Source organism: Streptomyces sp. NPDC002867 (assembly GCF_053591895.1).
Genome location: NZ_JBSFUR010000071.1, coordinates 1 through 22010 on the forward strand (window position 1 = coordinate 1; position 22010 = coordinate 22010).

At 66.8% G+C, this 22010-nt stretch carries 16 protein-coding genes and 6 pseudogenes; 11 read left to right on the forward strand and 11 right to left on the reverse strand.

Annotation, left to right across the window (positions count from 1 at the left end; genetic code table 11):
• The first annotated feature begins 329 nt into the window (after positions 1-329).
• Positions 330-882 (forward strand): annotated as a pseudogene (locus ACWD0A_RS32745) (hypothetical protein).
• Positions 883-963: 81 nt separating this feature from the next.
• Here the strand turns inward: ACWD0A_RS32745 and ACWD0A_RS32750 are convergent.
• The 6 genes and pseudogenes from ACWD0A_RS32750 to ACWD0A_RS32775 all read right to left on the reverse strand — a co-directional run.
• Positions 964-1230, reverse strand: coding sequence for a transposase (locus tag ACWD0A_RS32750; RefSeq protein WP_451304069.1), 267 nt, complete (start codon positions 1228-1230; stop codon positions 964-966).
• Between the two features lie 23 nt (positions 1231-1253).
• Positions 1254-1451, reverse strand: a complete 198-nt coding sequence (locus ACWD0A_RS32755) for a hypothetical protein (protein ID WP_451304071.1) — start codon at positions 1449-1451, stop codon at positions 1254-1256.
• A 439-nt stretch (positions 1452-1890) separates the two neighbouring features.
• Positions 1891-2178, reverse strand: coding sequence for a hypothetical protein (locus ACWD0A_RS32760; protein WP_451304073.1), 288 nt, complete (start codon positions 2176-2178; stop codon positions 1891-1893).
• A gap of 67 nt (positions 2179-2245) precedes the next feature.
• Complete coding sequence (locus ACWD0A_RS32765; protein WP_451304075.1) at positions 2246-3229, reverse strand: LuxR C-terminal-related transcriptional regulator; 984 nt, start codon at positions 3227-3229, stop codon at positions 2246-2248.
• 322 nt (positions 3230-3551) lie between these two features.
• Positions 3552-4127, reverse strand: a complete 576-nt coding sequence (locus ACWD0A_RS32770) for a CGNR zinc finger domain-containing protein (protein ID WP_451304077.1) — start codon at positions 4125-4127, stop codon at positions 3552-3554.
• Between the two features lie 644 nt (positions 4128-4771).
• Positions 4772-5143: pseudogene (locus ACWD0A_RS32775) on the reverse strand (transposase); the annotation flags it as partial.
• On the opposite strand from ACWD0A_RS32775, the pseudogene ACWD0A_RS32780 reads away from it, so the two are divergent.
• From ACWD0A_RS32780 to ACWD0A_RS32795, 4 genes and pseudogenes are all read left to right on the forward strand, one after another.
• Positions 5121-5971, forward strand: a pseudogene (locus tag ACWD0A_RS32780) (IS5 family transposase). The pseudogenes ACWD0A_RS32775 and ACWD0A_RS32780 sit on opposite strands and share 23 nt — an antisense overlap.
• Complete coding sequence (locus tag ACWD0A_RS32785) at positions 5968-6111, forward strand: hypothetical protein (RefSeq protein ID WP_451304079.1); 144 nt, start codon at positions 5968-5970, stop codon at positions 6109-6111. Before ACWD0A_RS32780 ends, ACWD0A_RS32785 begins: the two are co-directional and overlap by 4 nt.
• A gap of 424 nt (positions 6112-6535) precedes the next feature.
• Positions 6536-7438 carry an ectoine hydroxylase gene (gene thpD / locus ACWD0A_RS32790; protein ID WP_451304081.1) on the forward strand — a complete coding sequence of 301 codons (903 nt, stop codon included), beginning with the start codon at positions 6536-6538 and terminating at the stop codon, positions 7436-7438.
• Positions 7439-8594: 1156 nt separating this feature from the next.
• On the forward strand, positions 8595-9869 hold the full coding sequence (locus tag ACWD0A_RS32795; protein WP_451304083.1) for an MFS transporter: 1275 nt from the start codon (positions 8595-8597) through the stop codon (positions 9867-9869).
• Positions 9870-10181: 312 nt separating this feature from the next.
• Here the strand turns inward: ACWD0A_RS32795 and ACWD0A_RS32800 are convergent.
• The 3 genes and pseudogenes from ACWD0A_RS32800 to ACWD0A_RS32810 all read right to left on the reverse strand — a co-directional run.
• Positions 10182-10996 (reverse strand): annotated as a pseudogene (locus ACWD0A_RS32800) (aminoglycoside phosphotransferase family protein); the annotation flags it as partial.
• Between the two features lie 44 nt (positions 10997-11040).
• A complete protein-coding gene (locus ACWD0A_RS32805) occupies positions 11041-11556 on the reverse strand; it encodes an SMI1/KNR4 family protein (RefSeq protein WP_451304097.1) in 516 nt (171 codons plus the stop codon).
• A 38-nt stretch (positions 11557-11594) separates the two neighbouring features.
• Positions 11595-12610, reverse strand: a pseudogene (locus ACWD0A_RS32810) (IS1380 family transposase); the annotation flags it as partial.
• A gap of 142 nt (positions 12611-12752) precedes the next feature.
• On the opposite strand from ACWD0A_RS32810, the gene ACWD0A_RS32815 reads away from it, so the two are divergent.
• From ACWD0A_RS32815 to ACWD0A_RS32830, 4 genes and pseudogenes are all read left to right on the forward strand, one after another.
• Positions 12753-13352, forward strand: coding sequence for a hypothetical protein (locus ACWD0A_RS32815; protein WP_451304085.1), 600 nt, complete (start codon positions 12753-12755; stop codon positions 13350-13352).
• 362 nt (positions 13353-13714) lie between these two features.
• Positions 13715-13941 (forward strand): annotated as a pseudogene (locus ACWD0A_RS32820) (hypothetical protein).
• Positions 13942-14017: 76 nt separating this feature from the next.
• Complete coding sequence (locus tag ACWD0A_RS32825) at positions 14018-14542, forward strand: RNA polymerase sigma factor (protein ID WP_373429382.1); 525 nt, start codon at positions 14018-14020, stop codon at positions 14540-14542.
• Positions 14539-15108: a hypothetical protein gene (locus tag ACWD0A_RS32830; RefSeq protein WP_451304087.1), complete on the forward strand. Its 570-nt coding sequence runs from the start codon at positions 14539-14541 to the stop codon at positions 15106-15108. Before ACWD0A_RS32825 ends, ACWD0A_RS32830 begins: the two co-directional genes overlap by 4 nt.
• A gap of 444 nt (positions 15109-15552) precedes the next feature.
• Here ACWD0A_RS32830 and ACWD0A_RS32835 read toward each other — a convergent pair whose 3' ends face one another.
• Entirely contained in the window at positions 15553-16629 is a 1077-nt protein-coding gene (locus ACWD0A_RS32835) for a selina-4(15),7(11)-diene synthase (RefSeq protein WP_451304089.1), read from the reverse strand.
• An 857-nt stretch (positions 16630-17486) separates the two neighbouring features.
• Here ACWD0A_RS32835 and ACWD0A_RS32840 point away from each other — a divergent pair.
• Entirely contained in the window at positions 17487-18662 is a 1176-nt protein-coding gene (locus tag ACWD0A_RS32840; RefSeq protein ID WP_451304091.1) for a cytochrome P450, read from the forward strand.
• On the opposite strand, the gene ACWD0A_RS32845 is transcribed toward ACWD0A_RS32840, so the two are convergent.
• On the reverse strand, positions 18659-20077 hold the full coding sequence (locus ACWD0A_RS32845; RefSeq protein ID WP_451304093.1) for a cytochrome P450: 1419 nt from the start codon (positions 20075-20077) through the stop codon (positions 18659-18661). The genes ACWD0A_RS32840 and ACWD0A_RS32845 overlap by 4 nt on opposite strands.
• 380 nt (positions 20078-20457) lie before the next feature.
• Here ACWD0A_RS32845 and ACWD0A_RS32850 point away from each other — a divergent pair, with 380 nt between their 5' ends.
• Entirely contained in the window at positions 20458-21792 is a 1335-nt protein-coding gene (locus tag ACWD0A_RS32850; protein WP_451304095.1) for a cytochrome P450, read from the forward strand.
• Positions 21793-22010 lie beyond the last annotated feature (218 nt).

Here is a 22010-nt window from a genome sequence, read left to right on the forward strand (position 1 = left end):
CCCTGAACGCCTTCGACATCACCTTCGACGGTCGGCTCTCCGCAGCCCGTCAGTAACCTCAACCACTCTGGTTACACCGTCCGTTTGACAGACCCACCAGGTCCGCCTCATCGTCATCGAGGTGTTGGCGGTCAGTGCAAAGCTGTTCGAATACCTGCTCGAGTCCGCGGGCCGAGCAGTGTATGCGTCCATGTCGCTGACCTCGGGCGATGGCTGAGTAGCTGTTGTCTTTCCGGGCTTGAGGACTGCGTTTCCGCTGGTCGTGCGTAGGGCGAGAGGTCCCGTGGGAGTAGTGGCCTGTCGTGCTGTTGCTCCCCGGGAGGTCGTGGATGCCGTCGGCGGTTGGGCTGTTGGAACAGCGTGAGCTGGGTGCTCGCCGTCGCGTGGACGAGCTGTGGGAGGAGGCCGATCGTATCCAGGCCGAACTGGCCGCGGCCGAGCGGGAATGGCAGGAGTGGGCTATCGCCCGCTCGCGGGGCCGGCGAAGTGCTGGCCCCGGCGGACGAGAGAGGGCAGGACCACGCCCAGGCCGACCTGACCGTGCCGGCTGCCGAGGAGCAGACCGGAAAGACCGCGCAGGTGTCAGGGGCGGCGAAGGCGAAGCCGCAGGTGTCCATGTGGCGTGAGGGGCTGGCCGGGGCGGTGCTGTCGGTGGACTATCAGCGCATCCTCACCGCCCTCGCGGACCGGCACCGGCTCTACCAAGGGCCGTTGATCTGCCAGGAGTTGGCCGTGATGTTCGGCATGGAGGTGGTGTCGGCGCGAGTGGAAGCGCTGCGGTCGAAGGCGAAACGCCCGGTCGCGCGGGGCTGGCTGGCCGAGCCCGCGCCGGGCCGGTTCACGCTGGCTGCAGGTGTGAGCGGGTCAGGCGGCGGGTCATGAGCAGGATCATCGACCAGTAGACCTTCGCTTCGGCGCTGGTGGTGCGGCGTTCGTAGTCGCGTGCCAGGCGGCGGCTGCGCATCAGGTGGGCGAAGAGGCGCTCGACGATCCACCAAGCACCACGAACCCCTTCTGGTCGTCGCTGCGCTTGACGATCGACAGGACCAGCGCGAGCGTGGCCAGGCAGTGCTCGACGAGGCTGCCGGTGTAGCCGCCGTCGGCCCAGACGAGGGCGAGGCGGTGGTGCGCGTCGGCGACTTGTCGCAGCAGGACTTGGGCGGTGGTGTGGTCGCCGGTGTCCGCGGCGGTGACCGTCACGCCCAGCAGCAGACCGAGTGTGTCGACCACGACGTGCCGCTTGCGGCCGTTGATCAGCTTGCCTCCGTCGAACCCGCGCTGTCGGAGCCGACGACGGCGTCCGCCTTGACCGACTGCGAGTCGATCACCCCGGCCGTCGGCTCCGCGTCACGGCCCAGTTCCTCGCGGACCTCGGCGCGCAGCCGGTCGTGGAACTCCTTGACCAGCAGCTGGTCGCGACAGTGGCGGAAAACGCGTAGACCCAGTCCCACGGCGGGAAGTCGGCGGGCACTGCCCGCGACTTGATGCCGTTGTCGACAGGTGGCGGATGGCATCGAGTATCGCCCGGTGGCAGTACGCCTCCGGCTGCCCTCCCCGGCCGCGCATCCAGCCAGGCACCGGCAGCAGCGGCCGGACGGCCGCCCACTCCGCGTCCGTCATGTCCGACGGATACCGGCGCACCCGATCAGAGTGATCAGCCGCGTTGCCGTAGAGGTGAGCGAGGCAATCACACGATCGGACAGGCAAGTTGAAGCGGGCGGGCTCGGACGCGTACAACAACGACAACAGGGCCTCCGGGAACCACTCGGAATGGGATCGCACCCCCGAGCTACCAGGGGGCTCTGCCTTCATGCGCGCACCGGCGGAGGATCACCCGACCAGGAACTCCGTTCGACCTGCGCGATCCAAGATCGATTGAGATACGGCCTCTCATTCCAAGTCGTAGGGGTGGAGAGGCACTTCGGCACGCAGCAAGGGCCATTCAGCCAGCTGGGAGCAGGAAGCGGTCGCGCGTTCCCAGATCTGCTCCGCTGTCGTCTCCGCCTCATTCAAGGAGGCGGCGCGGAGGAAGAGACTGATGACAAGGTGAGGCTGTGCCTGAAAATGGATGCCGACGTGTTCGAGAACGTCCGGCGCTGTGGCTTGGAGCACCTGCTTGAGCTCAGCAGGCAGGGGGGCATCGCCCGGAGAGGCAAGAGTGAGCTGTACGAGGTACATGAGGTATTGTCCTGTTCGAATAGTCAATCCCCTTCGATTGCTCGTCGACTCGCGACTGTACGGACCGTCAAGGCCGGATGAGGCCCCTCGCGGCCGCGTGCAGGCCGGCTTGGAAGCGGCTTCGCGCGCCGAGGTGTTCCATGAGTTTCGTGGCAATACGGCGTGCCGTTCGACTCGACACACCTAACCGCGCCGCGACGTAGTCGTCGGTGTGCCCCAGGGACAACAGCCTCAGGGCTTCCAATTGCTGCGGACTAAGACTCTGCGCATCGGCCGGTTGAGTGGTCGCACCCATCGGCTGGGCGGACTGCCAGATGCTCTCGAACAGGGCGTACAGGGAGGAGACCACTCCTGCCGTCTGCAGGACCACTGCGCCGGCAGAGGTGTCGTCCGAGTCGACAGCAACGATGGCGATCTTCCTGTCACAGATGATCAAGCGGTTCGGCAACGAGGGGACGGTACGTATTCGGCCGCCGCGCGCGGCCAGCCAATCCGCGTGCGCCACCGTGGCAGGATCGTTGCGGACGCTGTCTATATACACTGTGCGCATCTGCACGCCGCGCTTCAGCAGGTCTTCGGCGAGAGGTCGCGAGCTGCGCAGATTGGCTGTCGTCTGGGCTCCGCCCGGAGCGAAGGTCAACAGCTCATCCTCAACCTTATCGTGCAGAGTTGCCAGGTAGTCGCGGACGGAGTCGACCCCCGTCAGGCGATGTAACTCGTCTTTGACACTGTCCTGGGTGAATTCCGATTTGAGCTGTAACGCGGCAGCCTGAGCCTCTTGCACACGCTGCTGTTGCGCGGCGAGCTCGGCTCGTTCCCTGGCCAGCAGGATCTCTGCGGCGAGATGCGGTTCCACCACGTGAAAGTTCTGGGGATCTTCGGGGGAATGCCATACCAGAGCCAGCTCTCCCAGAGTGTCGAGTGCTGCCCGCACCGCATGCTCAGTCAGCTCGAGTCGGCGCATCAGATCTGCCACACCCTCCTGCGGGTGCGCCAGCATCTCGCGGTAGACCACCTCAGCCGTAGCGTCTATTCCCAGAACGTCGAGCATGCGATTCCCTCTCTGAAACTTTGTGCGGTAGCGAGACGAGGGACTGGGGGAGTCTGGTGGCTAACGACGCCCTGCGCCCGTCGTCAACGACGCCGCTCGATGGGCGTCGAGCGGCGTCGTTCCGAACTCGCGAGCAGCACTCCACCGCGCGGCTACCCGCTCGCGGCGGTCATATACGGGGTGTAGGTGGCGGCCGTGTCGCGGACCACTGTGGCCAGTCCGGCGCCGGCCTGGTGGACAGCATTAACCCAGAGCATTAACCCAGCCCAAGACCGATCGTGCGGTCCTCGCCGCTGAAGTCGCGGCGCATGAGGGATGGTGTTCAGCTGGCGAGGCTTGATTTTTGGCGCTTGTTAGCGAGGAACCGCGCCTTTTTCTCGCGATTCCCACAGGTATTCATCTCGCACCATCTGCGCGTGGCGCCTCGGCTGGTGTCGAAGAAGGCGGCTCGGCATGTTGGCGATGCGCACAGGGCCATCTTTCCTTCGCGTTCTCCCGAGATGATGCTGATCGCATCAGCGGCGATCACGCTGAGCGCGTCTTCGACGGAAGCGGAACCCAGCCGCCACTCCTGGCTGCCCTCGGACGACAAGATGAGTGAGGCCCGACCGCCAGTACTGCAGTCATTGATGACTTGGACAGCTGAACGGGGAGGAAGAGCTTGGTTTGCGACGGCGGTAGCGGCTGCGTGAATTGATTCACGCAGTTCTCGAGCGTGGTCGAGCTGAGAATCGCTACAGGAATCGACCACGAGCCCATTGATTGCCAACCAGTCCACGAGCCGGTGAGGGACAGGAATACGCTCCACGGGTTCGCCGCAACGCTCCGTCAGAGTCGCCGTGAAGCTGGTCGCTAGAACCCTACCAAGACGGAACTCAGGGAAATGGTTGACGGACATGGAACCACCCTAGCCGGTTGCCATTTGGAGGGCAAGTGCTAGAACCATCATGGACGGTTCCATGGCGGCTCGCAGATCTCATGCCCCTCGTCCAAGGTCAGCGTTGGGCGCCAAGAGGCCGGGCCGCACCCCCAGCGCGAGGTAATGGCCACCAGCACTGAGCTCCCGCGCACCAGGCCAGGACCTCAGGTACCTGTGCAGACGCGGCCGGCCAGCAGGGGTACGCCCTGGCGCTCGCAGATCCGAATGATCGTCGCGTGAGATCGTGAGCACGCCGGCCCTGACGACGAGACCACGGCAATTGTCAGGACCGGCTGGCCATGCCACGAACCTGCACGCCCACTGCGTAGCGGCGGCGTTTGTGGGAGTAGCCGACGCGACCGTCACGGACTGGGTCACATGCGGCCGGGTGCCGTCACCCAGAACGGTCGGGATCGTTGCTGCGGACGTCCAGCAGTCTTGGTGCCGCGACGAGAAGAGTGGTCTCCGAGGTGGCGTGGCTGGGAGTGGCCCCCCTCCGAGATGTCGAAGCCGTCGGCCAGATGGGCGCGGGTGTCATCGGGAGCAGCTCCGCCATGCCGGCAAGAGCGCGTTGCAGGCGGGAGCTTGCGGCGAGGTCGCGTCCCCCGTGATGGTGTAGGCGATCAATCGTCCGTAGTGTTCGGAGTCTTGGGGAGTGCGTGGGTGGTGTGGTCGGCGTGTTCGGCGGCGTTGATGGCCGTCATGCTGCCTTCGGAGAGGTAGCGGCGGGGGAAGGCGATCCATTCGTCGTGCATCTCGCTGAGCACGGCGGTGACCAGCCGTTCGAGCGCGGCCGGGTTGGGGAAGACCTGCACGACGTCGGTGCGGCGCTTGATCTCGCGGTTGATCCGTTCCAGGGGATTTGAGAACTGGATCTTCTTCCAGTGGGAGATGGGGAAGGCGGCGAAGGCGGTCAGGTCCTCCTTGGCGTCCAGGAGCATCTGCCTGACCTTGGGGAACTGCTGCCCGAGCATGTCGGTCACCGCATCGAGCTGGTCGTACCCGAGTGACTTATCGGATGAGCAGTGGTCGTTGATCGAGCCGGTGATCACCGCATGGAAGGACAGGCACCGCTCGATCAGCGGCCATCAGGGCGCCTACGCCATGCGGGAGAATCAACGCGATCCTCTACCAGGGCCGGACCGGCTGCCAGCGGGCCTACCTCCCGCACGACCTGCCGCAGAAGAGCGCGACGTACTACTACTTCGCCGCCTGGCGGACGACGGGACCGACCAGATCATCCATGAACTCCTGCGCTGCCAGGTCCGCGAGAAGGCCCGGCGATTAGAGGACCCGACCCTGGTGGTGCTGAACACGCAAAGTGTCCACGCGGCTGCCGGGGTCCCCGCCGCCTCGACCGGTCGGGACCCGGCGAAGCAGGTGCCGGGCCGCAAGCGGGCCTGGCCGTCGACGTGCTGGGCCTGGTCATCGCGGTCGTCGTGCTCGCCGCGAGCGCGCACGACAACGCCGCGGGCACCGCGCTGCTCGACCATGTCGCCGGGCACGGGCCACGGTGCACGAGGCGCTGGTCGACCAGGGCTTCAAGAACGCCGTCGTCGACCAAGGCGCCTCGCTCGGGATCGACGTGGAGATCGTCAAACGCAATCCGCAGGACCAGGGGTTCGTCCCCGCAGCTGAAGCGGTGGAGGGTCGAGCAGACCTTCGGGATCCTGATACTGCACCGGCGCCTGTTCCGCGACTACGAGCACCGCCCGGTCTCTTCAGCCTCCCGCGTCTACTGGGCGATGACCCACGTCGTGGTCCACCGGCTCACCGGCACGAACACTCCCACCTGGCGCGATGCGCAGGCGGTGAGTACGTGAACATCCAGCCCTTGCTCGAGGCGCTCGACATCCAGGAGGACGCCGCCCGGGCCCTGGCCGACGACATCCGCACGCAGATCGGAGACAGATCGAGTGCGGCAGGACTGGGAACCAACGACACTCTTGCGAAGCCGAGTTGAGACGTCAGGTACCTCTCACAACAGCACAGGAGCCTCGTGCGTTGCAGGCTTCCCGCTGCCCCTCACTCGATCAGTGGCCGCTCGCGAGAGCGCTCAGCCACCGCTCGCAGAGCGCTTCCGGGAGCGCTCTGGTGCTGTGTAGCCTCAACTGGCTGAACGGCGCCTGCGACGTGCTGACAGCTCTCGCCCTGCGCGCTGGAATGGGTGGGCACCGATCCCGACTGCGGTCCGGATTAGGTCAAGGCCGATTCAGGACACTCATTAGCTCTTCCTTTGCCGCGCGGAAGCTTGCAGAATTTAGAGGGCTGGAGAACGAACCAGCGAGCTGTGAGCAAGGAAAGACGTGGATCGTCCAGCATCTCGTATTGCGAGCTCACGGCATGGGCAAACCAAACCGCCGCTCCCCTGTAAAGGAGACCAGCATATGACTATCACTCGGCGCCCCGACTTGTATCCAACCCGAGTCATTGGTGAGTCCGTTCCTCAGCCGCGGACCGATCCGACGGTGTGGGGAGGGGCTCGGGGCCCGCTCGACAGCAAGCAGTTGGATCAGTATGAGTCCAGTGGCTACCTGGTCCTTGACGACCTACTGTCTGAGCAGGAGGTGCAGACATACCTCGCCGAACTGCAGCGTCTTAGCGAGGATCCGGTGCTGCGCGCGAGTGAGCGCGTAATCCTGGAGCCGGAGTCTGACCAGGTTCGGTCCGTTTTCGAGGTTGAGAAGGTCAGTCAAATCTTTGCTGAACTGCTTCAGTCTCCTCGGCTCACCAACATCGCCCGGCAGGTCCTCGACTCGGAGGTGTACATTCACCAGAGCCGAGTCAACTACAAGCCTGGTTTCGGCGGTGCTCCATTCCACTGGCACTCTGACTTTGAAACTTGGCACTCTGAGGATGGCATGCCCCGACCGCGCGCGTTCAGTGTCTCAATTTCACTGACCGCGAATCACCCGTTCAACGGCCCGCTCATGGTTATGCCTGGTACTCACAAGGTGTTCATTCCTACGATAGGGGCGACACCGCTGGACTACCACAAGGAGTCGCTCCGTGTGGCCAGCCCCAGTGTCGGCTCCCCGGACCGGAAGCACTTGACGCGAATGGCCGACGAGCATGGAATCGAGCAGATCGTAGGTCCTGCCGGGTCCGCGGTGATGTTCGACTCGAACCTGCTCCACGGTTCCAACGGAAACCTCTCGCCCTTCGCGCGCTCGAACATTTTCATCGTGTACAACAGCGTGGAGAACACGCTGGGAGCGCCGTACGCCGCGCCCAGGCCGCGTCCGCAGCACCTCAGCAACCGCGAGTTTCCGTCTACGTCGGCCATGTAGTCAGCAGGCTCGGACCGTCAGCACCAGCGTTCCCGGTTTGAGCGTGACGCACGGCGACGGACATCATCTGAGCTCTTGCCGCTGCGCCTCTTGGATCTGGCACCGGATATCGAGGGTGCTTTGGGCAAGGCCGCCCTCCTCGCTGTCGCGCGCCTCTGGCGTTTCCATACGCCGCTACGCAAGAGGCCGTCTACGACCTGCCGGTGCGAGCCGCGTGTGGGTCGTCTGGTTCTGCGGAACGACGAAGCTCCTGGTAGCTGAGGTCACGACGAAGGTCACCCGTACTTACCAGAGGCCTCGCGTGCTCGTCGGCCCGTCGCCGATCGAGCTGTCCAGCGCACACTTGCGGCATCTCGCCGATCGACTGGCGCTGAACCGGGGGAGATCGGCTGTTGCCGGTCGCGGCTGACTGCGGGTGGGCCAGGCCTTGCTGGTCCTGGCCCACCGGCGGTGTGGTGACACCTGCGCTCGGTTCAGCGCGGGTTCGGTATCGAAGTCGCCATCGTGTGCCGCTGCATAAGCGAGGCCATTGAGGTCCTGCCATGCGCGCACTTCGCCTTGCCGACGCCGTACAGGCTCGGGCCGGGCCTTCATGATCCTGGACGGGCTCGCTGCTGTCGATCGGCCGGATCGCCGCCGGCGGCGGCGGTTCCCGTCCTTCGGGCCGCACCAGCGTGAGGTCGGCAGACGCTGGTCGGCGGCCCGGCAGACCCGGGTCGGGACGGCGCAGGAATGCCCTGCAGCGCCCTCGTAGCAAACGCTGCGTCAGGGCCGCCGTGAAGCCAGTCGTTGGCACGTTACCCAGACGGAGCCCGGGGAAAAACGGCTTGGAACCAGCTTGGCCGGTTGCCTTCAGAAGCGCAGACTGGTAGAACCGTCTTAGATGGTTCCGCATCGACTCGGAGATTTCATGGCGCCCTCCAAGGTCAGCGTTGACTGCCCGGCCGGCTGCGCCCACCCAGGTCGGAGCGGCCACCAGCGCTGTGCGGCTCACGCACACCACACCAGGGTCGGAAGTAGAAGACGACGGTGGATTTGACGGTACTGCCGGGCTTCATTGCAGTGATCCTGCTCCTCCTGTAATCGCCACAGAAGGTCAACTGAGACGAGGTCTGCCATGACCGGAACTGTCCTTGTTCCAGCGCGGTCTACCGCCGTGTCAAAGAAGATTCTTTTCCTCCTGCTCTTAATCCCCATGTTCCTCGGCGGTGTGGACTCCACGCTGTTCAACTCCATCGCCTACGACCTGCCGGTACTGACCGATTCGTGGCGCCTGTGGTTCATCGACGGATACACGATTGCCCTTGCCTCGAGTGTTGTTCTCGGGTCGCGTCTGGGCGCACGGATGGGCCCTGGCGTGACGTTGGCGACCGGGCTTTTCGTGTTTGCGATCGCAGGAGCCAGTCCTGTCCTGCTGGATTCGTCAGTGACGTGGACAGCAACTCGGTTCATACAAGGCTTTGGCTATGCCTTGATCGTTTCCAGCGTTGCCTCGGTCATTGGCGGGCTGCCTGAAACTGCCGAGCGCACACTGGGCTACTCCCTGTGGATCACGACCTACAGCATCGGAGCTGGTGCAGGACCACTGATCGGCCGAGCGTTCGTCGACATGGGCGCATACACTCTGCTGTTCTGGCTGCCGGCCGCAATCGCTCTGGCGTGCGGAGCGCTTGCGACTCTGCTGTTACGCGACATCAGTCTGGGCCAGGCCTCGTCGACTAAGGTCGATGTCGCTTCTTCAGTCCTAGCTCTTCTTGGCTTCGGGCTCTTCGTGGCCGGTCTGCAGAGTCATGGTGCGGCATTCGGGCGAGTACTAGCGACTGTCGCCGGATGCGCCGTCATGGCGGTCTTTTGCATGCGACAACTCCGCTCTCGGGATCCACTCATCGATGTACGGATGCTCAGCTTCTCCCGATTGGGCGCCTGTTCACTCGCGCTGGTAATCAGTTCTGCGTGCTACACAGGATCGGTTTTCCTCTTCAGCGCAGAGGCCGATTCGCTGCTGTCCACCGTGCCGGTTTCGGTTCTGGCGCTGTGGGTATCGCTCGGAGGATTCGCTTTCCACAAACTGCAGTCCCGGTTTACCCCGGTTCACATGCTGCAGGTCAGCTTGGCCACGTGCGCTCTTGGCCTCGTAATAGCCGCTTTTGTCGGCTTGTGGCCGGCAAGCTTCTTGATCGGTCTGGGCGTGGGCGTCTCTATGGCGTCCGGAGACGCGTACCTGCTGGGGAGCGTTCCACCCAAGGATGTTGCACGCGCTGCGGCTCTCCAGGAGACCAGCCTCGCGGTAGGTGCAGCTCTGGGCGTGGCCGGATTCGGTGGCATTTTCGCCGCTACCAGCTCGGTCGTGGGAACGGCCGTCATCACCGCGGTCATCGTTGCCATCGTCGTGGGGACGCTTCGCTACAATCGCGGCGTTTTCAAGGCGTAGCCAGAATGCAGTCAACGCTCGTGAGTCCTCGTCAGTTCGCCGACGGAACCTCTGTGTTCGTGTGATGGATCATCGAGGCTGAGGAAGGCCAAAAGCCTGGTTCTCGTGATGACGACTGCGGCGTGGCTGTGTTCACGATTCGTGGGTTCTGGCACAGATCTCGGCGGAGCTGTTACGGCGAGTGATATCGCCGTTCGATCTGGAGGCGTCGCTGAGCTGTCGGCCGTACTCGGGGGTGCCCTGGTGCGGGTGTGCGATCGGCTCAGCCGGACCCGGCGCTCACTGCCGGCCCGCGCCCCGGGCTGCTTTGGCTCAGCCCAGCACGTCCATCAGGGCGGTGACGTAGGCATCCAGCCGCTCCTCCACAGCCCGCGTCGTCAGCTCTGTCCTGCCTGCCTTCCGCCATGGCTGCGCCACCTGCTGCACTTCTTCTGAGCAAGCCAGCCCGTCCCGCACCCGCCAGTACAGCCGCTCGCTCGCGGCCGCGGCCAGCACCCCGCCGGCCTCCTCATACGCCTCAGCGAACCGCAGACCCCACGCCGGGCGGTGCAGCAGCGCGAGAGTGGTCGAGCAGTGCGCCACATCGAGATCCGCCGGGCCCTAGGAAGTCGCTGCCCAGTCAACGACGCCGGTGATCCGGGCATCTGCCGACCCTGGGGGCGGCACGTCGAACAGCGAGTTGCCGGGCTGGAAATCCCGGTGCAGAAATCGCCCTTCATAGGGCGGCGCGGGCTTGCGGATCACGTCGATCGCCGCGCCCCAAACCGCCGCGTCGGCGCCCTTTGCAGTCACGACGGTGTCGGCGGTCGTCAACGCCACATACTCTTTGGGCGGCTCGACGGGTCTCAACGCATGGATTGCCACGAGTTGACGGGCCAGCAGAGGAACGCGTGTCTCCAATCCGTCATCGCCGAGGACCGTTCGGCCCTCCAGATGCGTCATCAGGAGCGACGGATACTCGCAATGCGCGGCGGTAGGATCAACCGCGACCAGTCCAGGAGCTGGCATGCCGGTCCCCGCGAGCGGGGTCAGGGCGCCGGTCTCCCTATTCAGCCAGTCCTCGGCGTGCCCCACGTAGAACAGTCGACGAAACTCCGCAGCACCAGGTGACGGGTTTCTCCGTGCCGGGGCGGACAGGCAACGGCCTGTCCGCCCTTCTTCGTTGCTCAGGTCAGCCGGTGAACGGCCGCCACAGGGCCGCCTCGTCCGTATTGAACGGAGGGCTCCACACCAGCCTTTCCCCGATCAGGCCGGGCTTGCAGCCCGGGGCCAGCTGCGGATTCTCCAGCTTGTCGGCGATCTCCTCCAGCAGCATCGTCAGCGACTTGTCCTCCACGGTGCGCACGGCCGTGTCGTCCCAGTGCCCAACCCCGCCCGTATCCGCGTCGACGAACAGGCCGTAGCTGGTGTCGGTCGCCGACCACGAGCAGAACGGGATCCAGGACGGCTTCCACATCCACGACTCCTCATCGTCGTGGTCCTGCTGCCAGCGCGACTGCCGCCGGTAGACCGCACGAACCGAGTCCAACGGCATCAACGCCCACCCGTGATCGGGGAAGAAGCCGGCCCCCGGGATGTCCTGGTTGCCCGCGCACAGCAGCCACAGCGCCCGCAGCTCCACCGGCACACGCACGCCCGACTGCTGCGCCAGGGCGTCGATGTCCTGCTTGACCGCGGCGGGCAGCAGCGCCTCGTGCGAGGCCGGCGCGTTCTGCTCAAGCCATGGTCGAACAGGGACAGCTGGGCTCCGGGGTGCGGCCGCTCCCGGCGCACAATGACGCGGGTGCCGTTCGGGTAGCCGTCCAGATCGATCATGCCTGTCAGCTCGGCGACCTCGGCCCCGGCACGCAGCGTTCCGTCCTGGTCCAGGGCGGGATGCCAGAGGCGGTCGGGCATGGCCCGAATGGCGCGTCGGACCGGCTCAGTGATGGCGTATCCGACCGAGAAGCAGGTACGGATCCTCGTTTCCGCAGGTCGCGGACGTGCGCGAGGAAGGCCTTCGCGGATCCGGCGCTGTCGGTGCGGACGAGGGGGTCGGTGCCGTGCCGGTGGGCGTCAGGGATCTGCGCGAGCGCCTGGGCGAGCACCGCGATGTGATCGGCGGCGGTGTTGGCGCCGGCGTTCCCGGGCCGCAGCCGGCCGGACAGTGCCTCGCCGGTGTTGGCCAGGAAACACAGCAGCGGGTGGAAGCCGAAGCCGCCCTTATAGGTGGGTGCGGCCTGCGCTTTCTCGGAGTGGCAGGTGACCAGCGTGGCATCAAGGTCCAGGACCAGACCGGGCAGCATGCGCCCCGCGGTCCGGGCTGCGGGGATGCCCTCACCGCGCTCGGCGGCCTGCAGCCAGGCGACTTCCCGGGCCTGGGCGCGGGCAGAAGCCAGCGAGGCAAGGGCGGTCTCGTCGACAGCGGCGAGCAGCCGCCAGGCCGTCGGTGTCGAGGCGACAGGCCCGAAGACTGCTGCCTGGTCCCGCAGTACGGCAAGGTCTGCGATGGCCTCGCCGTCGTCGGCGAGCATCACCGCCAGGTCGGTGGCGATCCTGCCCGGGTCATGTCCGGTCCCGCACGGCCGAAGCGGCCTGAGCGTGGCGGAGTACGCGGCGGTCAGCCCGGTGGCATCAGCGAGATCCGCCAGCAACCGTGCCCCGGCATGCCCGACCACCCCCGAACCATCGGCACTGACCTGAACCTTGGGACGCAATCCGATAGCCTGCACGTAGAAAGTGCCCTCCGCCTGGACCGACAGAACCCCTCAGCAAGGTTCATCGTCCCAGGTCAGGAAGGCACTTTTGTATTTCCGCCGCAACAACCCCGAACTCAAGCGAAACGGCGAGGCTAATGTGGCTGCTGCGCGAACGAAGCTCGACAGGAAAGGCGGTGCTTGCCCCGTGGGTGTGTCGATCGAGGTACTGATCGTCGACTGGTCACGCATCGAGGCCGCTCCGCCTGACGAGCAGGCTGACCTCCTGGAGGAGGCTGCCTTCGGCGAAGACACGCGGCCCAATGCCGACGAGGGCTGGACCTGGCCCACACGGCCTGCCGCCGACTGGTACGCGAGCTATGAGTTCTCCCGGACGCTCGGCTCGTACAAGCCTCACTTCTGGGCGGGTGAACGGTGGGAACGGCTCCGCGACTTCGCGGATCAGCAGCTTCGGGGCATGTTGGACCGCTTCGCTTCTGTGCTGTTCTGGCACGGCCTCGAGTACATGGAGGACATCGATGCGGAGCAAGTAGCCGAGCGGTCAAGCCCTTGGCCAGCGAGCACGCTCATGTGGAGCTCGCCAATCGAGACGGCAGAGCTGAAATTGCTGTGGGAATGTGTCTCTCCGCAGCTGGAAGCACTGCGCCAACCGTTCGACCGGCACGTCGCGCGTTCAGAGGGCTGGATCAACGACTTCGATTCGTTCGTGACGTTCCTGGAAGGGTGGAACGAAGTCGTCACTGCCGCGCACGCCAGGGGATGGGGAATCGTCGGGCTGCGCTGCTGATCAGCGGGGCTCTTGTCCCCACCAGCAGATTGCAAGGGAGCCCCCAACAATACTTTTGCGGCATGGCTGATCTCTAGGAACTCCAGCTCGCTCTCGACCTTCCGGACGACCGCAGCAGGGACAAGGCCCCCGACGCTGGTGTACAGGTCGCCGAGGTGTACCGAGGCGTCCGCTGAGGCCATCGGGTGACGCGTGGGGTCGTCGGCCGCATGTCTGCTGACTCTCGCTTCGCTGTGCCGGGCGTTCTCACGAGGCATGCGTCATCGTCTCGTCCACCTGCCGGGGGAGGGCCGCTCAGGGTCCGTTTGGGCAGGCATCACGATGAGAAGCCACTCGGGCGCTGAAGTGAGAGTCAGCACGGAGTGCGGTTCCTCGTCCACGCCCAGAACCGGGCGCGCGCCCTGACCAGGCTGCGCAACCTCGGCCTCAGGGCGGTCTACCTGCGCGGCAACACCGCCCCGCCGACACCGGACGAGATCACGGCCGTCCTGCACCACCCGACGGCCTCATATGGCGCACGGCCCCCGACAACGGTGTCACCGTCGCCACCGAGCTGTGGCGGCCGATCAGGCGCCTGCTGAGGGCGTAGCGCCGGAAAAAGATCGCGCACGAACCGAACGATCCGCATCCGCCCACCGTCTAAGTGCTGAACCGTCGTCGAGGGCATGTGGTGGGGGACTGTGCGAGCCGAAGAACAGGATCCTCTCAGCCCGGCACAGGCCCGTCGCGTCAGGGCGGTACTCGCGCTGGGAGGAGTCCCGCGGGACGACCATGCGGACGGTGTGCAGCAGGTACGGCTGAAGCTGATCGAGCGCCGCGCTCAGGGAACGGAGTCGCCCCGCGACATCGGCGCGTGGGCCGCGGCGGTCGCCTCCAACTACGCGGTGGACTGGCATCGCGGCAGGAACCGCCAGGAGCGGGTCAGTGAGCGGCTGCAGACCATGACCGCATGGCGGCAGTCTGTCCCCGGGCCGGAGGAGGGGGTGCTCACTCTGGCGGTGGCCGAGGGCATCGAGGCGCTGCCACCCCTGCAGAAGCAGGTGCTCATCCTGCGGTTCTACGCCGACCTGACGGTTCCGCAGATGGCGGAGGTCCTCTCGGTACCGCTGGGCACCGTCAAAAGCCGCCTGCATGCGGCGGTCCAGGCCATGCGAGTCCATCTTTCAGCGGATACAGGGGTGCGAGGATGACGGGTGACCAGGAGACGGAGGACCTGCTCGACGAGCAGGTGAAGCTCATCGGCGGGTTCATGGAGGAGGACGAGCAGCCGGCTGGGGAGCAGGGCGTCGTGACGCTGCCCGAGGCGGGGGCCCGGCGGCGCAGGGTCCGCGCGCTGCTCGTCGCGGGGGTGGGCCTGGCGGCATCGGCCGCGCTGTTCCTCACCCTGTGGGCGCCTTGGGATCCGGCGCCGGCTGAGACGGCGAGACTCTCCGAGTCGGGAATCGTGGCGTGCTCGGAACTCATCGCCGAGGGGACCGTGAGCCGCGTGAGGTCCGCCGGGCCGGGGACGGTCCGCGTCCGGCTGGAGGTCGACCGGTACCTCAAGCCCGAATCGGGACCGGGAGAAACGGAATTTTCTGTTCCGCAGGAGGACGGTGCCGCCTACAAGGTGGGAGAAAAGGTACTGGTGAGCGTCTCGCGGTTCGAGGGCGAGGTCCCGCTGCTTTTCATCGGCGAGGAAATCGAGCCGACCTGGGAGTGGATGACGACAGAGGCGGGCAAAGCCGATCGCCCCACATGCCCGGGGCGCGGGTGACCGCAGGCGACGAATGATTTTTCCTTCCCAGGTGATCTTCAGACCGCTTGCTGGCTCTCGCTTCGCTGTGCCGGGCGTTCTCACGAGGCGTCCGTCATCGTCTCGTTCACCTGCCGAGGGAGGGCCGCTCAGGGCCCGCTTGTGCAGGGATCACGATGAGAAGCCACTCGGGCGTTGAAGTGAGAGCCAGCACCCGCCGGCCGACGGCTCCGGTGACCTTGCACGCGTCCTTCGTTGCTCTGGTCGGCGGCACGCTGCTGGTCAGGTCCTGCGTCTACTGCCGCCGGTAACCGGAGTGGTCGGGGGCTCCTGCCCGGAGTCCCCGACCATCAGGGCCCCGCGAGCCATGCACGGCGCGAGGTCGCCCGGCCGAGCGGCGCCCGGCAGTGGTGCTGCCGGGCGCCGCGGTGGATCGCAAGAGGAGGGCTGTCCGGTGGCCGGGGTCTATCCGCGCAGGGGGTCCGTTCGGGAGGCGGGCACCAGGTCCCACCACCAGGAGATCGACGCGATGTCCAGCGGGTCGGTGCTGTCGTCGGTCGGCCTGTCGGTGAACGCGCTGGGGAGCAGGGCCGGGTCGTCGGGCGTGGTGTAGCGCAGGGAGCTGATGCTCCAGTCCTGGGTGGCCCGGATGAAGGAGGAGAGGCCACGCAGGTACTGCCGTATCTGCGGGCTTCCCTGGTCCTCCAGTTTCGCGCGCAGGCTCAGGAACAGGCACATGACGCGGTCGCGCTGGGCGACGGCCATGGTGAGGGCCGCTTCCGGGCTCAGGTCGTACTCGTGCATCAGCACGCGGACGACGTTCAGGTAGTAGCCCGTCCCGCGGCTCTCCTTGTGATGGGAGTAGATGTCGTTGTCCCACGTCGTGATGAACGAGGTCATCTCGGAGGCGGCCCGCAGCGCCTTGCTGTCCCGCTCGTGCGGCTGGAGCTCGAATCCTTGGCCCATCTCCAGGAACGGCTGCACGACGGAGGTGGCGCCGTCGTAGAGGCGCATCAGCGCGTAGTCGTTCAAGGTGGGCACCCGGTTCGCGGCGCGCTGCTCCGCCTCCCAGGCCACGGCGAAGAAGTATTCGCGCAGGGTGTCCACCCACCGTCCGGTCTGCAGGGCGGTTCCCCAGCGCGACACCCGCAGCGTCAGGTCGCGCAGGCCTTCAGCCAGTGGATCGTCGGTGAGCATGGGCGCCTGGGGGTTCTGCGCTATGCGCAGCAGACGGTGGAGCACTGCCGCCAGCTCGTAGGGCTTGTCGCCCAGGTCGCCTTCCTCGCAGTAGCCGTCGTCCACGGCGAACAGCCATATGACGAAGTCGGAGAGCAGGGCGACAACTTCCTGCTCGCCCTCGGGAAGGATCCGCGAGGCGAAGATGCCGATGTCCTGGGTGACGAGCCGGCTGCGCCATTCCTGTGACCCGATGTTGAACTGATCGGCCCAGGCGGCGGTCCGTGCATCGATGGCAGCGTGGCTCGGGTGGATGGCGGACGGGATGGGTGCGTACGTCGGCGGAATCGCCAGGGGTGAGGTCACCGTGCTGCCCTTTCAGCTCATCGGTACGCGAGCACGGCGCGTGCGCACGAATCATGGCCGGAATCTCACGTTAAGTAGTCAACATGCATGGTACTGATGCTAAGTCAGCCCACCAAGGGGGCCTCTGTGGCAGGAGGTCACCAGAGGGGGACGGGCAAGGCCCGCCCGCCTTCCCCTTGTTCACCCACGGGCACGGTCCGCACGATGCACCTGCTGACAGAGGACTCTCAGGCACACCAATGGCCTTGTCGCAAGTGGCCTTCGTCCTCAACAGCCCAGCGCCTGGGGGCGGCCCGGCAGGCCGCCGCCGCCGCGAGGGCAGACACCGAAGGCGCCGGACCGAAGGGAATCAGAGTTTCCCTTTGTCCTGAAACAGCCGCTGAATCGGTACGGTGTGGCGCGAGCGCCCGTATCCCAGGGTGCTGGAGGTGGCCATCGCGGGAGCGACAGCCGCTGGTTGGGCCTGTCGGTCGAGGGCGGACGGTTCCGGTGATGTCCACACCGGGGGTCTGCCTCTTTCCCGGCCTGCCCGGCCGCGGTCCATTCACGCCGCATGCCACCAGTCTCTGCCAGGCCGACATGGCTGACCTGGACAGGGCCGCCTCCCCGCTCACCCCGAACTTCGCGATCCACTGTTTGGAGTGTCCGTGGACTCAAGCCGCCGCTGCCCGCTCGATCCCGCTGCCGACCCGCCGTGGAGGGGCGACACCTGAATGCCATGGGCCGTCTGGCCCCCGTGGAACTCCCCGGCGGGGTGCCCGCGTGGACCGCAACGGATCTGCCCAGCGCAGGCCGTTCTCGGCCATGACGCTCTCACCAAGGACCCCGCCCACTGGCCGGCGCTCACCGACGGCCGTGTGCCGGAGAACTGGGAGCTGATGGCCCTCGTGCGCGGGGCGGCGATGCGGCACCAGGGCGGGGCCGAGCACCGCCGTCTGCGGCAGCTGGTCACCAAGGCCTTCACTCGAGCCCCGATCGAAGCGCTGCGCCCCTTGGTCGAGGCCCTCACCGAGGAACTGCTGGACAACCTCGCGGCCGCGGGCGCCGGTGAACCGGTGGACGTGAAGGAAGTGTTCGCACGCCCGCTGCCGGTGCGCGTCATCTGCAAGATGCTCGGTGTGCCCGACGCCGCGAGTGATGCGCTCCGTGCGCACTTCGAGCGCCTGGTCATACCCCAGCAGGACGCCCCCGCCGACGACATCAGGGCGGCCTTCACCGCGATCTACGGCGCCCTGTCCACCCTGGTCGAGGAGAAGCGCCGACACCCGGGCGAGGATCTCACCAGCGCCCTGATCGCGGCCCGCGATGTGCAGGACCGGCTCAGCGAGCAGGAACTGGTGGAGACGATCTTCCTGCTCCTCATCGCCGGTCACGAGACGACGATCCATCTGATCACCAGCACCGTGCACGCCCTGCTGACCCACCCCGAGATGCTCGCCGCCGCACTGCAGGCGCCCGACCCGGACGCCGCCTGGGCGGCCGTGGTGGAGGAAGGGCTGCGCTACTCACCGCCCGTGCGTCACATCCTGCTGCGCTACGCCCTGGACGACGTCGAAATCGCCGGGGTCACCGCGGCCAAGGGCGAGGCGGTGATGGCGAGCGTGATGGCCGTAGGCCGCGACGGCTCCCGCCACACGAACCCGGACTCGTTCGACACCACCAGATCCACGAACTGCGAGCACATCGCGTTCGGCCACGGCGCGCATTACTGTCTGGGCGCCCGGCTGGCGAGGCTGGAGGCACAGATCGCGCTGCGCACACTGTTCACCTGGTACCCGCATCTCACGCTGGCCGCAGAGCCGCAGCGCATGGCCTCCATCTCGGAGCAGGGGGTCCTCTCCCTGCCGGTCCACCTGCACGGCTCAAGGGCGCAGCGGTGGCCGCGGAGGGCCGCCAGACGGCTGCTGCGGCGTCCTCGTAGGTCCGGGCATCGACGAGCGCCGGGCCCGAACCTTGGTCGGGCCCGGCGCTCGTTACCCGCCCTGGCGCGCCGGCGGGAAGCAGCGGCGGGCGGTCACGCTCAAGGCGGTTAGCGGTTCAGCAGCGATCGCCACCACGAGCGGGGAGGCTCAGACACGGCGGCGGTGACCGAGTCGGGCACTTCCCGGGCGGCAACCGGCAGCGGCTGGGCGGCTTCCGGCAGCGGCTGTGCGGCCGCCGGTTCGGGGGGAACGGGCTGCGAGCCAATGGAGCGCGGCCAGGTGAACTGGACAGGAAGAGCGGAGGGACGGCGGGTAAGCCAGTCGGCGGTGATGCCGATCTCCGTCTCGGGGATGGCCAGCCGCACGTCCGGGAGCAGTGCCATGAGTTCGTCGATCCCGGTGTCCGCGATGGCGCGGCCGATGTCTCCGCCCGGGCACTCGTGGGGCCCGGTGCTCAGTGCGAGGTGCGAACGGTTGCCGTGCATCGGCACGCTGAGGTCGGGCCGCTGTTCCGGGTCCACATTGGCGGCGGCGATGCCGAGGAGGAGCAGGTCACCCTTCCGGATGTGCTGGCCGCCGAGCTTGGTGTCACCGGTGGCCCACCGGCCGGGGACCACACTGATGCTGGGGTTGTCCCACATGACCTGTTCCAGTGCGTCGGGCAGGGTCATGCGGCCTCCGGAGAGGCTGCCACGGAACCGGCGGTCTGTCAGGATCAGCCGGAGTGTTTGGGCGATCAGATTGACTGTGCCCTGATGCGCAGCCACCAGGGTCATGCGCAGATGCTCGACGATCTCGGTGTCCGTCAGTTGGGACTCGTGCAGGATGAGGCTTGAGGCGAGGTCGTTGCCCGGGGCTGTCTTTTTGTGAGCGACCAGGTCCTGCAGCACCTGGGTCACGGCGGCGTTGCTGGCTGCCGCGGTCTCGCTGCCGCGCAGCAGGTCGAGTGTCGGCTCGACCAGGAGTGGGCCCTTGTCCGGGGTCATGCCGAGCAGGCGACTGACGACCAGCATGGGCAGCGGCTCGGCGTAGTCACGCACGAGGTCGGCGGTGCCGTCCGCTTTGAAGCCGGCGACGAGCTCGCGTGTGTAGTGGGTGACGTACCGGCGCATGCCGCGGCGGTTGAACTGGGCCAGACCGTCCACGACCGCGCCGCGCAAGCGGGCGTGCTCCGCGCCGTCGGCGAAAACGCACATCGGCTGCCAGGCCACCATGGGGAGGAAGGGCGAGTCTGCCGGCACGCGACCCTCGAGGAAGGCATTCCAGCGCCGCGAGTCACGGCTGAACACCGACGGAGTGCGCATCACTTCCAGGTTCTCCCGGTAGCCGAGCACGATCCACGCCGGGATGTCCCCGTGCAACAGGACGGGAGCGACCGGACCGTGCTCCTGGCGCAGCTCCTCGTACGCGCGGGCCGGGTCGGTGATCTCCGCCAGACGCCGGAGGCCATTGGGGGCCATGCCGTGGGCGGGGCACCCGGGCGGCGGCACGAGCCCGTCGGCGGGTATCGAGGGTGGGGTAGTCACGGAGCCTCCGGTTATGGGAGCACCCTGTCACGAAGGCCGGCCGGGGCGCTCATGATCGTCACTGCTGACCGCGGGCTGCGGCCCCGGCTGCCGGTCTCCAGGCAGCAAGATCGCCAGCCGCAGGGCAGCATACCGGCGGCGCACCACGGCCAGATACTCCGTCAAGCAACCTCGGCTGACGGGTGGTTGAGTCATCACGAGCTCGGGCTGATCTCCCGGTAGCCCAAGCCGCCCTGTCGGAAGACGATCAAGGACGAATAGTATGCGGCGAACTTGACCGCTCCGGTCGGCCGACTGTTCGCGCGCACCCGCCACCCCCAACCCATCACGCCGGGGCAGCTGAGCACCGGCGCGAGTCTGTCTCGCGAAAGGACGCACCCGTGTCACTGGATTCCATCCCCCGTGTCAAGGGACGTGTGCCCGGCCTCGGCCACGTGCCCCGCCTGTTGCACGACCCGCTCGGAGTCCTGCGATCCCTCCACGCCGAAGGGCCCGTACTACGCATCGACGTCGGCACCATGCCGGTGATCCTGGTCACCACCCCCGACACGGTCAACGAAGTCCTGGTGAAGAAGGGGCGGTCGTTCAGGAAGGGCCGACTCTTCGACCGCATCAGGCCGCTCGTCGGCAACGGCCTCGGCAACTCCGAGGGCGCGCAGCACATACGCAACCGGCGCCTGATCCAGCCGATGTTCTACAAGGAGCGCCTGGAGGGCTACGCCTCTGTCATGAGCGGGCGCGCGCAGGCTCTCGCCGACTCCTGGAGCGACGGCCAGGTCATCGACGCCAACCAGGTCATGGGCAATTACGCGATCGAGACCCTGGCCGCCACCCTCTTCAGCGCCGACATCGGCCGTCCCGCCGTCGAGTCCGTCCGCGAGGACCTACCGGTCATCCTGAAGGACATGCTGCGCCGGGCTCTCGCCCCCAAGGCCCTGGACGGTCTGCCGATCTGGCGGGCCTTCGATCGGTCCGCTGCCAGGATGCGCTCCGTGATCGATGATGTGATCACCACCACGCGTGCCTCCAACCCGGAAGGCCGCACCGACCTTCTGTCCCTGCTGCTCTCTGCGCGCGACGACACCGGCGCCGGCCTGACCGACGTGGAGGTCCGCGACGAACTGGCCACCATGCTGTTCGCCGGCACCGAGACCACGGCCTCGACCCTCGCCTGGGCGCTCTACCACATAGGCCAGCGCCCAGACGTGGAAGAGGAACTGCTCGCGGAGATCGACAAGGCGATCGGCGACCGTCCGGTCACCTTCGCCGACGTGCCGCAGCTGCCCGGCATCACCAGGGTCCTGGATGAGGCGATCCGCCTCCACGGCGTCGTCACCCTGATGCGGCGCACGATCGAACCGGTCACCATCGGCGGCTACGAGATTCCTGCCGACACTGAAGTACTCATCAGCCTCTACGCGCTGCACCGCCGCCCCGAGCTGTACCCGGACCCGGACCGCTTCGATCCGGACCGCTGGCTGCCCGAGCAAGTCGCCGCACGACCCCGCGACCACGTCGTCCCCTTCGGTGCCGGCAACCGCAAGTGCATCGGCGACAAGTTCAGCTGGCTCGAAGCCACCATCACCCTGGCCACCATCCTGCCCCGCTGGCGACTCCGCTGCGTCCCGGGCAGCAAGCCCCCCACTGAGGCGACTTCCTCCATGGCACACCCGACCCGCATGCCCATGGTCATCCACCAGCGCCAGAACGACTGACCCACCGTCCCACCGGTTCCGCCTCGTGTGCCAGGCCGGGCCCCGGTCCGCGTTAGTTGGAGCTTCGCGCGCCGTGGACCGTGCCGCACACGAGCACCCACATCCCCGCCGACATTCCGTCAGGGGACTGTAAATCGTTCGGTGTAACTCCCGATCAAGGAAGATGCATCGATGACGAGCGAGAACGTGACTGAGGCCGAGACCGTCGAGGTGGCCGA